Annotated in this window: 15 protein-coding genes; 2 read left to right on the forward strand and 13 right to left on the reverse strand. The window is 47.9% G+C overall.

The features are described from left to right. Positions 1-3 precede the first annotated feature (3 nt). The 8 genes from H579_RS0113460 to ppsA all read right to left on the reverse strand — a co-directional run bounded on the left by H579_RS0113460 (position 4) and on the right by ppsA (position 8,229). Complete coding sequence (locus H579_RS0113460) at positions 4-846, reverse strand: DUF4392 domain-containing protein (protein ID WP_036566299.1); 843 nt, start codon at positions 844-846, stop codon at positions 4-6. A 105-nt stretch (positions 847-951) separates the two neighbouring features. After that, positions 952-1,935, reverse strand: coding sequence for a 5-oxoprolinase subunit C family protein (locus tag H579_RS0113465; protein ID WP_051227623.1), 984 nt, complete (start codon positions 1,933-1,935; stop codon positions 952-954). Continuing rightward, positions 1,932-2,660, reverse strand: coding sequence for a 5-oxoprolinase subunit PxpB (gene pxpB, locus H579_RS0113470; RefSeq protein WP_051227624.1), 729 nt, complete (start codon positions 2,658-2,660; stop codon positions 1,932-1,934). Before pxpB ends, H579_RS0113465 begins: the two co-directional genes overlap by 4 nt. 30 nt (positions 2,661-2,690) lie before the next feature. Next, positions 2,691-3,425: a 5-oxoprolinase subunit PxpA gene (locus tag H579_RS0113475; RefSeq protein WP_028301121.1), complete on the reverse strand. Its 735-nt coding sequence runs from the start codon at positions 3,423-3,425 to the stop codon at positions 2,691-2,693. Between the two features lie 10 nt (positions 3,426-3,435). Beyond that, positions 3,436-4,224, reverse strand: a complete 789-nt coding sequence (locus H579_RS0113480) for a putative hydro-lyase (protein ID WP_028301122.1) — start codon at positions 4,222-4,224, stop codon at positions 3,436-3,438. A gap of 292 nt (positions 4,225-4,516) precedes the next feature. After that, positions 4,517-4,708, reverse strand: coding sequence for a hypothetical protein (locus H579_RS0113485; protein WP_028301123.1), 192 nt, complete (start codon positions 4,706-4,708; stop codon positions 4,517-4,519). A 201-nt stretch (positions 4,709-4,909) separates the two neighbouring features. Then, on the reverse strand, positions 4,910-5,710 hold the full coding sequence (locus H579_RS0113490; RefSeq protein ID WP_028301124.1) for a class I SAM-dependent methyltransferase: 801 nt from the start codon (positions 5,708-5,710) through the stop codon (positions 4,910-4,912). A 155-nt stretch (positions 5,711-5,865) separates the two neighbouring features. Continuing rightward, entirely contained in the window at positions 5,866-8,229 is a 2,364-nt protein-coding gene (ppsA, locus tag H579_RS0113495; RefSeq protein ID WP_036566301.1) for a phosphoenolpyruvate synthase, read from the reverse strand. Between the two features lie 90 nt (positions 8,230-8,319). On the opposite strand from ppsA, the gene ppsR reads away from it, so the two are divergent. Further along, positions 8,320-9,147, forward strand: a complete 828-nt coding sequence (gene ppsR, locus H579_RS0113500; protein ID WP_028301126.1) for a posphoenolpyruvate synthetase regulatory kinase/phosphorylase PpsR — start codon at positions 8,320-8,322, stop codon at positions 9,145-9,147. A 94-nt stretch (positions 9,148-9,241) separates the two neighbouring features. Here the strand turns inward: ppsR and H579_RS0113505 are convergent, their stop codons facing one another. The 5 genes from H579_RS0113505 to pspA form a co-directional block, all read right to left on the reverse strand. After that, the gene (locus H579_RS0113505) at positions 9,242-9,883 is read right to left on the reverse strand and encodes a class I SAM-dependent methyltransferase (protein ID WP_028301127.1); all 642 of its coding nucleotides are present in this window, start codon (positions 9,881-9,883) and stop codon (positions 9,242-9,244) included. 487 nt (positions 9,884-10,370) lie between these two features. Further along, positions 10,371-11,096 carry a hypothetical protein gene (locus H579_RS0113510; RefSeq protein WP_036566302.1) on the reverse strand — a complete coding sequence of 242 codons (726 nt, stop codon included), beginning with the start codon at positions 11,094-11,096 and terminating at the stop codon, positions 10,371-10,373. Positions 11,097-11,424: 328 nt separating this feature from the next. Further along, a complete protein-coding gene (locus tag H579_RS0113515) occupies positions 11,425-11,853 on the reverse strand; it encodes a PspC domain-containing protein (RefSeq protein WP_036566303.1) in 429 nt (142 codons plus the stop codon). Next, on the reverse strand, positions 11,853-12,122 hold the full coding sequence (pspB, locus tag H579_RS0113520; RefSeq protein WP_028301130.1) for an envelope stress response membrane protein PspB: 270 nt from the start codon (positions 12,120-12,122) through the stop codon (positions 11,853-11,855). Before pspB ends, H579_RS0113515 begins: the two co-directional genes overlap by 1 nt. Before the next feature lie 2 nt (positions 12,123-12,124). After that, positions 12,125-12,796: a phage shock protein PspA gene (pspA, locus tag H579_RS0113525; RefSeq protein WP_028301131.1), complete on the reverse strand. Its 672-nt coding sequence runs from the start codon at positions 12,794-12,796 to the stop codon at positions 12,125-12,127. 245 nt (positions 12,797-13,041) lie between these two features. Between pspA and pspF the strand changes: the two genes are divergently transcribed. Further along, positions 13,042-14,217 carry a phage shock protein operon transcriptional activator gene (gene pspF / locus H579_RS25625; protein WP_036566304.1) on the forward strand — a complete coding sequence of 392 codons (1,176 nt, stop codon included), beginning with the start codon at positions 13,042-13,044 and terminating at the stop codon, positions 14,215-14,217. Positions 14,218-14,295: the final 78 nt, after the last annotated feature.

Genomic DNA, 14,295 nt, shown 5'->3' on the forward strand with positions numbered 1-14,295 from the left:
CAATTAGTTTGCGTGGCCGATCAGCTTACGCAGCTCAACCAGAATGCTATCACCCTCTTCCACCGGCAGACCATCTTCGGCCAGCTCGTTGTTACGGGTAACACCATCAACACTGCCCAGATCGGACAGATATTGCAGAATCTCCAGCGGCTTCACTTCTGCCAGCAGGTCTTTGTCATTCCACAGGCTCAGGAAAGCGATAATACCGTAAGCGCCCCAGTTGGATACGTCAGCAATCAGCAGCTCGTCCACACATGTCGCCGAGGCCATAATATCCAGATCTTTCAGCGCTTCAGAGATATTACCCATGCCGATCTCATTGCCACCATCGCCAATGGCAATGGTGGGACACTTGGCATTTTTCACGAAGGTGTCAAAGCAGGCAGTGCGCTCGCTGATGCTCTCACCACGCATATTGTAGTAACCACCATCAGCGGCCTGACCTGGACGTTCGATAGACAGCACCGCATCCGGGTGGTAGTTGTACAGCGCCTGGAACGCTTCCAGCTTACGCTCCTGATGCTCACCAACACGGATCTCATGAACACGAAAATCTGCCATCAGCTTTTGTGAAACCGGAGGACCGCATACGATTACCGGAGTTGCACCCAGTGTTTCCAGTGCGCGATACAGAGCAATCGCACCTACAGGGCCATCAGTCTCAAAGGTATCGACCACCGGGAAACCAGTGCCGATCAGTACGTGGCCTTTACATTTGTTCAACACACGGGCCGCACGCAGGTAGTAACCCGTCGCCAGTGCCGGTTGGACGGTTTTCATGCCACGCAGATTGCGGGACACCAGCAGATCTTCAATCTGCTTGGAAAGGGCTGCTTCGTTAATCATTATTTTTACCCAACATGCCAAAGCATGCCTTATTGCTAATTTTATAAATCGCTAGAAACGTTAGAAAACGTTCTCGCCTACAGGCGCGACGTTCAAAATGGTCGATTAGCTGATCGCTTCAGGCTGAATACGCTCAAAATGGGCATGAGCCAGACAATGCAGGTTGTGCGCATCGTCTATGGTGATCTCTTCAAATGACACACGAGAGCCCGGCAACAGCTGCGCCATACGGGCCGTATCCAGTGAGATCATAGAGCCGATTTTGGGATAACCCCCGATGGTTTGGCGATCATTCAGCAGCACGATAGGCTGACCGTCGGCAGGAATCTGAATCGCACCGTGACAGATACCTTCCGACAGAATACCGTCGATAGAAGGCTTTACTTCCGGGCCTTCCAGACGGTAACCCATGCGATCCGCACGATCCGTGACCTTGTACTCGCTGCTAAAAAATACACGCTTCTGGTAATCACTGAACGCATGTTGCTGATAACCGGTAATGACACGCAGTGTGATCTGGTCGGAGTAATCTGGACGATACGCTTCCGGCAGACGGAAGGTTTGTGCAGGCTTTACCGCAGCACACTTCAGGTAATCACCCTGCTGCAGCTTTTCACCGTTCAGACCACCGATACCTTCACGGGTCACGGTCGCGCTACTGGAGAAGCTGTGTTCCACCTGGAAACCACCGGCTACCGCCAAATAACCCCGCGCGCCCAAGGCTGAGAAACCCACTTCAATCTGATCACCCGCTTTAACCGGATGTGCATGCCAACGATCCTGTTCCTGACCATTAATCTTCAGTGGCATTTCTGCACCGGTCAGTACAATCCAGGTATCCACTTCCGCAGTCAGTACCAGACCACCGATACTCACTTCCAGCGCCGTAGCATTCAGCTCATTGCCTAGCAGACGGTTAGCCCATTTAAACGCCTGACTATCCAGCGGACCGCCGGTCGTCAAACCGATTCTATGGTGACCCAAACGACCGGCATCCTGAATCAGGGTTAACAGTCCCGGTTGCTGCACCTTAAAGCCACTGTTGGCTTGGTTAGACTGACTTGCTAGACTGGATTGATTGGTACTCATAGCTCACCTCCCAAGGCCAGGAATTCGTCCCGGTCGATGGGATTAAATTTGATACGATCACCCACTTGCACCGGCATGGTCGGTTCGGCTTCAGGATCAAACATACGGGTTGGGCACAGACCAATCAGATTCCAACCACCCGGAGATACCGCGGGATAAACCGCAGTTTGACGATCAGCAATCGCTACCGCACCACGAGGTACTTTTTGGCGGGGCGTCGACAGACGAGGCGCTGCAATGCGAGTATCAACCTCTCCCAGATAAGCAAAACCGGGAGCAAAGCCGATAGCATAAACGCGATATTCGGTTTCGCTATGCAGCTTGATCACTTCTTCTACGCTCAGCTCAGCACGCTTGGCTAAGCCTTCCAGATCGGGACCGGATTCGGTGCTGTAATACGCTGGCAGTGTCACTAACTGGCCCTCTGCACTGGCTGCATTACCCAGTGACGCCAGCAAGGGACGGATACGGTTTTTCACTTCCAGATGATCCACCAGCATCAGGTTATAGATCACCAGCAGAGATGCATAGGAAGGCACCATATCAATCAGTTTATCGCCCAGCTCTTCCTGCAGAATGGTCACCGCTTGTTGTACACGGGCAGACACTTCTGGGCTGGTTTTGTCGCCAAAATAGATGATCAGGGCATTTTCACCAGCCACTTCAATACGAAGTCCCGCTTCAGCACTTTGATCAATCTGGCTTGAGGTTTTCTTTGTTGCCATATTTACGCCTCTATCCTTAAATCCGCCGGATCAGCTCTGGATCAACTGACGAATTTCCTGAATGGCGTTGACACCGTCCATATTGTCGCCATGAACACACAGGGTGTCGGCACGCAGAGTCAGGGTATGGCCGCTAACGGTGGTTACGGTGCCCTGCTCTTTCAGCTGCTTAACCTGTGCCAGCATCTTGTCTTTGGTGTGTACTGCGCCTGGCTTAGTACGCGCCAGCAGCTTGCCATCATCGTCGTAACAACGGTCAGCAAAGATCTCAAACAACAGTTCAATGCCTGCTGCTTTGGCTTCTTCCAGATGAGTTTCTGCGTTTGGCGTGCTTTGCAGCATCAAAACAACCGGACGGTGGTATTCAGCAATCGCTGCCATAATGGTGGCGCGTACCGACGCATCCGCCATCATATCGTTGTACATTGCACCGTGAGGTTTCACGTAGCTCAGGGTCAGACCTTGCGTGGCTGCCATACCGTCAATGGCTGCAATCTGATACTGCACCATGGCTTTCAGCTCAGCCGCCGAAACCTTCATGCTACGACGACCAAAACCCACCAGATCCGGGTAGCCTGGGTGCGCACCGATAGTCACGCCATTTTCTTTCGCCATCGCCAGGGTTTTCTGCAGTACCAGAGGGTCACCGGCATGGAAACCACAAGCGATATTGGCCTGATCGATATGCGGCATTACCGCCTCATCCAATCCCATCTTCCAGGAACCGAAACTTTCACCCAGATCGCAGTTTAATTTCAAAGTCATAACGGGCTCCTTAAAGTACGGCCAGACGGCTGTTTGGCAGATCAGTAATCAGCATATGACCCGGGCTATGAGTAATACAGATCGGTGGCTTAGCACATTCAATGGCGACCTGAGGGGTTACACCACAGGCCCAGAACACAGGCACTTCACCTTCTTTGATGGTGACCGCATCACCAAAATCAGGATTATTGATATCAGAGATACCGATCTGAGCCGGATCACCAAAGTGCAGTGGCGCACCGTGAACAGATGGGAAACGGGTACAGATCTGAATCGCACGAATCGCATCTGCCGGTTTCATCGGACGCATACTCACCACCGTCGTACCGCTAAAGCGACCTGCCGGACGACATTCAATATTGGTTCGGTACATCGGCACGTTCACACCTTCGGTGATATTACGTACTTCCAAACCGTCAGCGATCAGGGCTTCTTCAAAGGAGAAAGAACAGCCCAGCAGGAAGGTGACAAAGTCATCCCGCCAGTAGTCTTTAACATCGGTCACTTCTTTAACCAGTGTACCGTTTTCATAGATGCGGTATTTAGGGATATCAGTACGGATATCCACATCCTGGCCCAGATCCGGCAGCATAAAATCACCCGGTTGGCTGGACATACCGACAATTGGACACGGCTTAGGGTTCAGCTGACAGAACTGCAGAAACTCATTGGCCCACTCTTTTGGCATAATGGCCAGATTGCCCTGGACAAATCCCTGAGCAAAACCGGACGTATTACCGGTGAACTCACCACTTCGAATCTGTTGACGTATTTCAAAAGGCGTCATTTCTGCGCTCATGTAAACCCCTTACTCTCTTTAAATGGCATCCCGCTGTTAAAATTGCATTCCGAAATCCCTTTAACCCTTACAAAGCATACGCTATAAGCAGGAATCATCGGACAAACTTCCTTAAGGCGAGCAGAAACACGAACCTAAGCCCGTGTTCCTTAGAATTTGGTTTGGATGGAATCAGTTTGATCTGGCTGGCAAATAAAATTAAAACCGAACGGACTGATAACCAACCTCTATCAAGTCTCACTACTGACTAAGTGATCGCTTTTTAAAGCGCATCACTTATGAATCATTAGCATCAGCTGTTTTGCTTAGCCATCCATTGGTCCACCACATCGCGGCTATTGGCAAAAAATACGATACGCGGTGTTGGGCTCACTGTACCGTTAAAATCTACCGTACGTCGGTATACCCACCAACTGTTGTTATCCAGTTTGACAACTTCATCAACGTAGGTTTTTTGCTGGACTTTCTGCAATGGACTCATCATGGCAAGCTCACTTTTATTCTACGGCCTTTTGGGAAGACCTTATGACTTAGCAGTATATAAAAGCCATTCTTGACCTAGACGCTGAAACTGTCCAATGAATAAATATAAGCATATCTGATAGAGAAAATCTATCAGATAGAATATCACTTAATTAAGACCTATCTACCCCTTGTTACAGAGTAAAAGCCTACTGATAGCACTTTAAAAGGAAAGATCACTGCTCAGGTATTGCTGCCACTGACGCTCATAATCCAGCATCTGTTGGTGTTTTCTGGCCTGTTCGTGCTCTTGCTTATCTCTGTCACTCGCAAACGGCCCTGTGCGACACAAAGCACAGTATCCCTTATTCAGATATTTAGCTTTACTGAGCCTATCTCCCAATAGATTCTCAGCCTTAGGACCCCAAACATAGGTAATTCCCTTAGTGTCTTTAACATGCTTGTCTCGGTCTACATTACGGATGCGGTAACCCGGGAATCTTTCAATATCAAATGGCATAGAACCGTAATAATGCAGTTTGGTATTCTGAATCAGTGAAGTTTCGATACTCCATTCCCGATAAGGCTTAACATCTTTAGAGGTGATATAGCATAGCCCAGCGCCGTCTGGGTCCAGAAAATGCTCGACTGAATTCAGTAAGAAAGTGCGCAGTAACGCTCGATTTAAAGCATTCAAACCAAAGCCACCGCATTTTTGCTCAAACTCTTCCCGTGAATTAAAACCCGGTAACAGAGGGAACTGAAAAATCACCAGATCAAAACTGTTTTTTGTGAGCTTGCCCCAGCTATCTGTCCGAGTGACATCAAATCCCGTTAACACAGAGCACTGCTCATTACAAAGCTCCCGGTAGTGCTGATCACCGTATTTCTGTACCAGCTCAGCCAGCTGGTCATAAACCGTTGCAGTCAACTGTTGGGGTTGATGATATTTAAGCAGGGAAGCAGAAAAAGACAGGTCACCATCACCGACGGTCAGGATGCGCCACTGGGGATCGATATACATGGGGCTATTAATCTCACAGATAAATCAGACGCGGAATTATATCAGGACACGGGCGTCACTATACAAGACCGACTAAAAAGCCGGTACAGAGAGACTGTACCGGCTTGGATTTTTTGCTATCAGAAAGAAAAGTTAAAAACTTACTCTTTCTCTTATTATTTCTCTGCCAGCATAAACCAGGTTTCCATCACCGCATCCGGATTCAGGGAAACGCTGTCGATCCCCTCTTCCATCAGCCATTTGGCAAGATCCGGGTGATCGGAAGGCCCCTGACCACAAATACCGACATACTTGTTGGCTTTCTTACAAGCACTGATAGCCATATGCAGCAGAGCTTTAACCGCTGGGTTACGCTCATCAAACAGATGGGCTACGATACCAGAGTCACGGTCCAGACCCAGTGTCAGCTGAGTCAGATCGTTAGAACCGATCGAGAAACCGTCGAAGTAATCCAGGAACTGATCTGCCAACAGAGCATTCGCAGGCAGTTCACACATCATGATGACACGCAGATCGTTCTCTCCACGCTTCAGGCCGTTCTCGGCCAGCAGGTCGATCACTTCACGGGCTTCACCCAGCGTACGAACGAATGGCACCATGATCTCAACATTGGTCAGGCCCATTTCGTCACGCACGCGCTTCAGGGCACGACATTCCAGCTCGAAACAGCTGCGGAAAGATTCAGAGATATAACGGGACGCACCACGGAAGCCCAGCATAGGGTTCTCTTCTGCTGGCTCGTACAGCTTACCGCCGATCAGGTTACCGTATTCATTCGACTTAAAGTCAGACAGGCGTACGATCACCTTCTTCGGGTAGAAGGCAGCAGCCAGTGTGGAGATACCTTCCACCAGCTTCTGCACGTAGAAGTCCACCGGGCTTTCGTAACCGGCAATACGGCTACCGATGCTGCGCTGCAGATCAGGTGACAGGGAATCGAAATCCATCAGGGCTTTCGGGTGTACACCGATCATGCGGTTGATAATGAATTCCAGACGGGCCAGACCCACACCTTCGTTCGGCAGACTGGCAAAGCTGAATGCACGATCCGGGTTACCCACGTTCATCATAATCTTGAATGGGATCGGCGGCATGGAGTCTACGTTGTTGGTCAGCTTTTCAAAGTCCAGATCACCAGCATAGATAAAGCCAGTATCACCTTCCGCACAGGATACCGTCACAGACTGACCGGTCGCCAGGTGCTCTGTCGCATCACCACAACCGACTACGGCAGGAATACCCAGCTCACGGGCGATAATCGCTGCGTGACAGGTACGGCCACCACGGTTGGTTACGATAGCAGATGCACGTTTCATAACAGGCTCCCAATCCGGGTCTGTCATATCGGTTACCAGTACATCACCGGGTTGAACCTGATCCATCTCATCGGTGCTGTGAATCACTCGTACCGGACCTTTACCAATACGCTGACCAATGGAACGGCCTTCAACCAGTACTTCACCGCGTTCCTTCAGCAGGTAACGCTCCATTACATTGGAATCACTGCGGCTCTTAACGGTTTCAGGACGAGCCTGTACGATGTACAGCTTGCCGTCGTCGCCGTCTTTTGCCCATTCGATGTCCATTGGACGACCGTAGTGCTGCTCGATGATGACCGCCTGACGTGCCAGATCCATCACTTCCTCGTCAGTGATACAGAAACGACGGCGCTCTGCAGCATCAACTTCGACGGTTTCAACGGACTTACCGGCTTCTGCCGCTTCGCCGTAAACCATCTTGATCATCTTGCTGCCCAGATTACGACGCAATACTGCAAAACGATCCGCAGCCAGTGTTGGCTTGTGTACATAGAATTCATCAGGGTTTACCGCACCCTGTACTACGGTTTCACCCAGACCATAAGACGCAGTGACAAATACCGCATCACGGAAACCAGACTCTGTATCCAAGGTAAACATAACACCACTGGAGCCGGTTTCACTGCGTACCATCTTCTGGATACCCGCAGACAGAGCGACCAGCGCATGGTCAAAACCCTGATGCTCACGATAAGAGATGGCACGGTCATTAAACAGAGAAGCAAAAACTTCTTTTACTGCAATACGAATATTGTCCAGGCCATGAATATTCAGGAAGGTTTCCTGCTGACCGGCAAAAGAGGCATCCGGCAAATCTTCTGCAGTCGCGGAAGAACGTACCGCCACTTTCAGATTCTCATTACCGTCCATCAGTTGTGCGTACGCCTCTTCCAAAGCGGTTTCCAGCGCTGGAGGAAATGGTGTCTCCAGAATCCAGCCACGAATTAACGCACCCGTTTTGGTCAGCGCGTTAACGTCGTCCACATCCAGTTTTGCCAATTCGGCGTTAATGCGGTCAGCCAGACCTTCATGGTTCAGGAATTCACGATAAGCATGAGCGGTCGTTGCAAAACCACCAGGAACGGTAACACCTGCACCTGCCAGATTGCTGATCATTTCACCTAATGATGCGTTTTTACCACCAACATGCTCAACATCCTGCATGCCAAGCTGATCGAACCACGCGATGTATGCGTTCAACTTAATTCTCCCCTGCGCTTGCTTTTCAGACGAATTCTTCGACAATAACTTAATAATTTTCCTAATGATACCATGAAGTTGCAGACGATTATGAAACGTACCGCTTTTTTTATTTCAGATGGCACCGGCATCACGGTTGAGGCTCTGGGAAGAAGCCTGCTCGGACAGTTTGAGCATACTGAATTTGTTTATGTCATTAAACCCTTTGTCGATACGGTGGAAAAAGCCGAACGCCTGGTTGCTCAGATCAATGAAGTCGCGAACCTTGATGGCATTCGCCCGGTTGTAGTCGACACCATTGTCGATAAAAAGGTCCGTGAGGCCCTGAGAAATGCAAATGCCTTTACTCTGGATATTTTCTCTACTTTTCTCGCGCCTCTGGAAGAGGAATTGGGTTCAGCGTCCTCTTATAGCGTGGGTAAATCCCACTCAATAAAAGAAGATGATAAGGTTTACAAAGACCGTATCGATTCTGTGCACTATGCAATTGATAACGATGACGGCGGCAGAACGCGCCATTACGACAAGGCAGATATTATCCTGATTGGACCATCACGCAGTGGTAAAACGCCGACCTGCCTCTATATGGCACTGCAGTTTGGCATTCGTGCTGCAAACTATCCCCTAACGGAGGAGGATTTTGAATACGGTGAACTGCCCAAGGCTCTGAAACAGCATAAGCATAAGCTTTACGGCCTGACCATTGACCCCATGCGTTTGGCTGCAATTCGTAATGAACGTAAACCAGACAGTCGCTATGCGTCCATGAAACAGTGTGATCAGGAAGTAGCTGAAGCAGAGCTGCTGTACCAGCGTTACGGCATCCCTTACATCAATACCACCCACTTCTCGATTGAGGAGATTTCCACACGCATGATGGATGAAGCAGGTATTGAGCGCCGGGCAGCTCCAAAGTAACAAAACAAAGCGGAATCAACAGATTATCCAAAACAGCGCCTTATTAATCTTAACCGCTTTTATATTAGCAGCTAAGATATTACACGATATACCGTCAAGCGGAACGCTGACGGTTTTTTTTCACTACCAAGTGACGGAACTGTCCCGAAAGAAAAACACCTTCATCCGATACTTTTTTCAGCTTAGCCAATTGAAGATAAGGCTCTGCCTGACGCGTAATATCTGAAAACAGGATTCGAGTGAATAAGTTAGCCGCTTTACGTAAAAAACTGGCCTGCTGCCCTTCTGGAACAAACTTATCCATAATTGAGATCCGCCCCTCGGGTTTTAGCACTCGCTCGGCCTCTGTGATACAACCTTCAGGATCTGGCACTACGGCTAAAATAAGATGCAACAACACCAGATCAAAATGCTCATCAGGAAAACTCATTTCCGAAGCATCCATGACCTCAATGTTTACCGACATATCTAACTGAGCAGCCTTTGATCTTAAGCGGCTCAACATTGAAGGTGTGATATCAATGGCCGTTATTTCTGCATCTGCAGGCAGTAATTCAAGATCGCCTCCGGTACCGGCTCCAACAATTAAAATTTTACTCTTTGGAGCGATATCCAACCTGTCAATGGCTTTTTTTCGGCTTTTCTGGAGCGCTGAAACCACCAGATCATAAATCGGCGTATATAACGAATACCGCAGCCGATTCAGCTTTAATCCACCTGAAATTTTCTTTTCCATTATCACTCCTGATTAGCCGAAGGAGGTCTGCACGGATCACCTGAATCTCACAGACGCTTTAAAGTCAAGGCTATTAGTTAAGCAGCAACTATTCCACATCTGACTGATTTCAGTAAACCTTCCTATGAGTCGATAATACCCTTTCATAAGCTGTTGACGAGGAGATTCTGGGTCATTGATTTGTAAAAATCATCAGTGAGGCTCATTCGCTTAAGCCCCTCAAGCACCCCATCAAAGGAGATAGCACTAGCGGAGCAGATAAGCATCAGGTTTGACGGCCTGTATACCGTCAAACCTGACTCAAAAGAAGAGAAAAGAAAAACAACGGAAGAAATGGGTTCGGTGACTACTCGGTATTTAGCAATATTGCCTATTTGCGATTGAAACAATAACACTTACAGCCAAGCAGACTTACAGCCAATTCACTGCAATCAAATTGAAAGAAAAGGAAAATATTTATATGATCAGCAATACCTCGATAACCGGATTAGAAAACAGTACTGTTAGGTGAAAGAACAACCTTCACATCAGTAATATAAACTGTGCTTATTCCCTCAAAACCTGAATCTATGGCAAATATCAGCCATATCCGACCTGATTCATCGGTCAAAACCTGAAAACTTTGCCCAGTATTAGCCAGCCTTTTAGTGCTATAAGTCTCGCCATCACAACTTTCTGATACACCTACATTACCGATTACAACCGCATCAGAGCCACCGCTTGATTGAACCCCCATATCCAGATTCAAGCGCAGATGATTTGAGTCCATGACAGCCGATACTGGTTGATAAATCGCAGCCCCAGACTTCACATAAACTGATTCCCCTGGCGAACCACCAATACCAAAACAACCTGCTCCGGCATTGGATGCAAAGCCAATCTCAAAAGCAACGTTATAGACAATGTCAGCCACCAACCCCGAAACAGGTTTCATGATATACATCATCAGGTCGTCGGAGTGGTTATTTCCTGACAACATGAATCCCTGCCCCTCCAAGGACTCTGGCAACACTCGGACACCAGATGCCAGCTCATAAAATTCATCTTCACCCACGGGATAATCAGTAAATCCGGCTTGCCACCCATGATCCTCACCATCAGAAAACTCATCAGCCACAGTAATGACAACAGGAACGATCACCTCTGAATCATTCGAGTTACAGGCCGAGACCAAGAAACAGAAGAACAAAACTAAAATCACTTGCGTATGCATAATCCATGCTCGCCTTAACATTTAACAAATTGCACAACGGATAACATGGCGACTCACCAAAGAAGAACAAATTTATAGTTGCTTTTCTGCTATCCGCTATCTCGATTTTCGATAAGCGCATTATGGCAAAAGCGCATTATTAGCGTGTTTCTGGTTTGTTTACGGAATGTATTCTTTGCAGAGTTATGTTGCCTGACAAGCAACGAAGTTATGTAAACTTACAAAGCAAATGCGTTAATTCGAGGGGATCGCACTAACTGGTTGAAAGCAATAATTCAACCAGTTAATGAAATAGAGCGGGTAATGAAGGGGGCGCTCCTCCCCCCCGTTAAGAGCGTCTTAGTTCCTGATCAAACTGGTATTTTTTCGATGTCACATAACTTTCCATATTCTGCAAACGAGAATCCAGTTCTTTTAATCTGCCGGACAGCTCCTTTACCTGGCCACCAGCCGATTGCTGGTAATTAAATACTTTATCCTTCAGACCAGAAGGCTTAGGCCCTTTACCGTGATCCCGACGATAGCTATCGTACTCGTCAACCACCTTATCACGGCGATCCAACAGGAATATCGCCAAAATATAAGCCAGTACCGCAAAGCTGCCAGTGATAACAAACAGGGTCACTGCAATCAAGCGGACCATACCTACAGGCCAACCCATATTCTCGGCAATACCGCCACAAACACCTGCTACCCAGCGCTGACGATCACTTCGGTACAGATTCATATCGTAACCACCCGGTTTACCTTTCCACATTATTGACTCCTTGCTGATGCGGCTCCCCTGGCTCGGGCTTCTCTTTCCCGCCAACGGGGATGATCCGCATCTAAGATCGCTTCTAAGGTTTCAATTCGGTCTTCCAGTTTGTCAACCACTGCCAGAGCTTCTGACAGTGCCTCCCTATCTTGTGCCGAAAGACCTCTAGACTGTCGGGACTTGCTGAGGTAGTGCAATACCAGCCAAAGCGGCAGCACTAACCCCATAAAGATGACAGCGGGTACAAAAAAGAACAGCATTCCTGACATGGTTACTCACCCTTGTCTTTTTTCTCCATTTTGGCTTTTAACTTAGCCAACGCTTGATCAACCTTCTCATCTTTGGCCAGTTCTTCAATCTCAGCGGCCAAATCTTTACTACCCAAATCATAACTTTCTACCTCAGCTTCCAGGTCATCCATACGGCGCTCATATTGGTCAAACTTGGAAAAAGCTTCATCCAGCTTTTCACGACTAAAGCGACGGCGCATATCCAGACGGGTACGGGCGCTTTGCTCACGAGCGATAAGCGACTTCTGCTTGGCTTTAGCATCATCCAGTTTACGCTGTAACTGAGTAATTTCACTATCCAACTCACTGAGATGCCCATTGATCTGTTCCAGTTCAACTTCAGCCTGCTGTGCCATCTCATCTAATGCTGATTGCTCTGCCAAAGCTGCACGAGCCAAGTCTTCACGGCCTTTAGACAGCGCTAAACCTGCTTTTTCTTCCCACTCCTGCGCTTCACGCTGCAGATTTTCCAAACGACGCTCTACTGTTTTACGATCAGCAATTACACTGGCAGATGTAGTACGTACCTCAACCAGAGTTTCCTGCATCTCCTGAATCATCATACGGATCATCTTTTGAGGATCTTCAGCTTTATCCAATAGCGCAGTGATGTTGGCATTCACAATATCTTGAAAACGAGAAAAGATACCCATTATTCTATACTCCTGATTATCAAAATTTCCGTAGCAGGGTAAACGTTTCAATAGCCCTGCCTGTCTAAAAGCGCTGATTCACACTTTTTCTAGAGTCACATATCTAATAGCGAATAGCGTGCCAACAACATATAAAAAATATAACCCTATGATTTAAAAAGAAATTATTAAAATTCCCAGCTTTTTCAGAAAAACCGGAAAAAATATTAAAACCATTTTTTAGTTAAATAGACTAAAATTTAGCGATGAATACCGTTAAGCAACAAATGATTGGTGAATCACCACTGCTGATAGATTTGCTGGAGCACCTCAGCCAGGTAGCCCCACTCAACAAACCCGTTTTAGTATTGGGTGAACGCGGAACAGGTAAGGAGTTGATCGCTGAGCGCCTGCACTTTCTATCCAACCGTTGGGATGGCCCCTTTATTAAGCTCAACTGCGCCAGTATGAGCGAAACCTTGCTGGAATCAGAGTTATTCGGCCATGAGAGCGGCGCCTTTACCGGGGCAAACCGGCAGCACAAAGGCCGTTTTGAACGAGCCGATGGAGGCACTCTATTTCTGGATGAGCTGGCAACTTGCTCCCAGAGTGTTCAGGAAAAGCTGCTCAGAGTGATTGAATACGGCGAACTGGAGCGGGTTGGCGGCCATAAGACCATTCAGGTGGATGTGCGCCTGGTCGCAGCGACCAATGCTGACTTGATAACCATGTCGCAAAACGGAGAGTTCCGTGCAGATCTATTAGACCGCTTAGCCTTTGATGTACTGCATATACCCCCCCTGCGCCTAAGGGAGGGCGATATCGCTTTACTGGCTAACCACTTTGCGATTGCGATGAGCAATGAGCTGGAACGGCCACTTTTCTCTGGCTTCTCGCGCACAGCATTAGAACAGCTGAATACATATGACTGGCCCGGCAATATCCGGGAGTTGAGAAATGTGATTGAACGCAGCGTTTATCGCCATGAAGAACCGGAAGAATTAATCGATGACATTGTCATTGACCCCTTTCAAAAACCCTGGTCGAGCCGCTACCAAACTACCGCTATTGATGACAGTAAAAGCGACAATCACAACAACAGCAAAACAACTCCAGATCTCAGTGATTTTTCTAAAAACACTGATGACAGGCAGTTAAACACTGGGATAAACAGCACCACAGACACCACAGGAATGCCGGACAAAACAAAAAGGTTACTTAACAGCAGTGATCTTATGGAGAAACTGGAAGGCAATTTTCAACAACAGATCGAACAACTGGAAAGACGGCTTATTGAGCAGGCACTGCAACAAAATCAATATCATCAGCAGAAATCTGCTGAAGCACTGGGCCTTAGCTATCATCAGCTCAGAGCCCAGCTAAAAAAACATAATATGCTGCCGTTAAAAAATCAGATAACAAAAAATCAAGCCGAAAAATAAAACTTTTCGACATCTGTACCTTTATTCTCTCTGACCATTGACCGGAGAGGATAAGCAATGATTTATACTTGCGTTTAA

Origin of the sequence: Oceanospirillum beijerinckii DSM 7166, assembly GCF_000422425.1 — a bacterium.
Classification (GTDB): domain Bacteria; phylum Pseudomonadota; class Gammaproteobacteria; order Pseudomonadales; family Halomonadaceae; genus Oceanospirillum; species Oceanospirillum beijerinckii.

Excerpts from the sequence above, each read along its gene's own strand:
- pspB (WP_028301130.1), bottom strand. The coding sequence starts at position 12,122 with ATGTCAGGAATGCTGTTCTTTTTTGTACCCGCTGTCATCTTTATGGGG.
- H579_RS0113460 (WP_036566299.1), bottom strand. The coding sequence starts at position 846 with ATGATTAACGAAGCAGCCCTTTCCAAGCAGATTGAAGATCTGCTGGTG.
- H579_RS0113510 (WP_036566302.1), bottom strand. The coding sequence starts at position 11,096 with ATGCATACGCAAGTGATTTTAGTTTTGTTCTTCTGTTTCTTGGTCTCG.
- H579_RS0113480 (WP_028301122.1), bottom strand. The coding sequence starts at position 4,224 with ATGAGCGCAGAAATGACGCCTTTTGAAATACGTCAACAGATTCGAAGT.
- ppsR (WP_028301126.1), top strand. The coding sequence starts at position 8,320 with ATGAAACGTACCGCTTTTTTTATTTCAGATGGCACCGGCATCACGGTT.
- H579_RS0113515 (WP_036566303.1), bottom strand. The coding sequence starts at position 11,853 with ATGTGGAAAGGTAAACCGGGTGGTTACGATATGAATCTGTACCGAAGT.
- H579_RS0113465 (WP_051227623.1), bottom strand. The coding sequence starts at position 1,935 with ATGAGTACCAATCAATCCAGTCTAGCAAGTCAGTCTAACCAAGCCAAC.
- H579_RS0113505 (WP_028301127.1), bottom strand. The coding sequence starts at position 9,883 with ATGGAAAAGAAAATTTCAGGTGGATTAAAGCTGAATCGGCTGCGGTAT.
- H579_RS0113475 (WP_028301121.1), bottom strand. The coding sequence starts at position 3,425 with ATGACTTTGAAATTAAACTGCGATCTGGGTGAAAGTTTCGGTTCCTGG.
- pspA (WP_028301131.1), bottom strand. The coding sequence starts at position 12,796 with ATGGGTATCTTTTCTCGTTTTCAAGATATTGTGAATGCCAACATCACT.
- H579_RS0113485 (WP_028301123.1), bottom strand. The coding sequence starts at position 4,708 with ATGATGAGTCCATTGCAGAAAGTCCAGCAAAAAACCTACGTTGATGAA.
- pxpB (WP_051227624.1), bottom strand. The coding sequence starts at position 2,660 with ATGGCAACAAAGAAAACCTCAAGCCAGATTGATCAAAGTGCTGAAGCG.
- pspF (WP_036566304.1), top strand. The coding sequence starts at position 13,042 with ATGAATACCGTTAAGCAACAAATGATTGGTGAATCACCACTGCTGATA.
- H579_RS0113490 (WP_028301124.1), bottom strand. The coding sequence starts at position 5,710 with ATGTATATCGATCCCCAGTGGCGCATCCTGACCGTCGGTGATGGTGAC.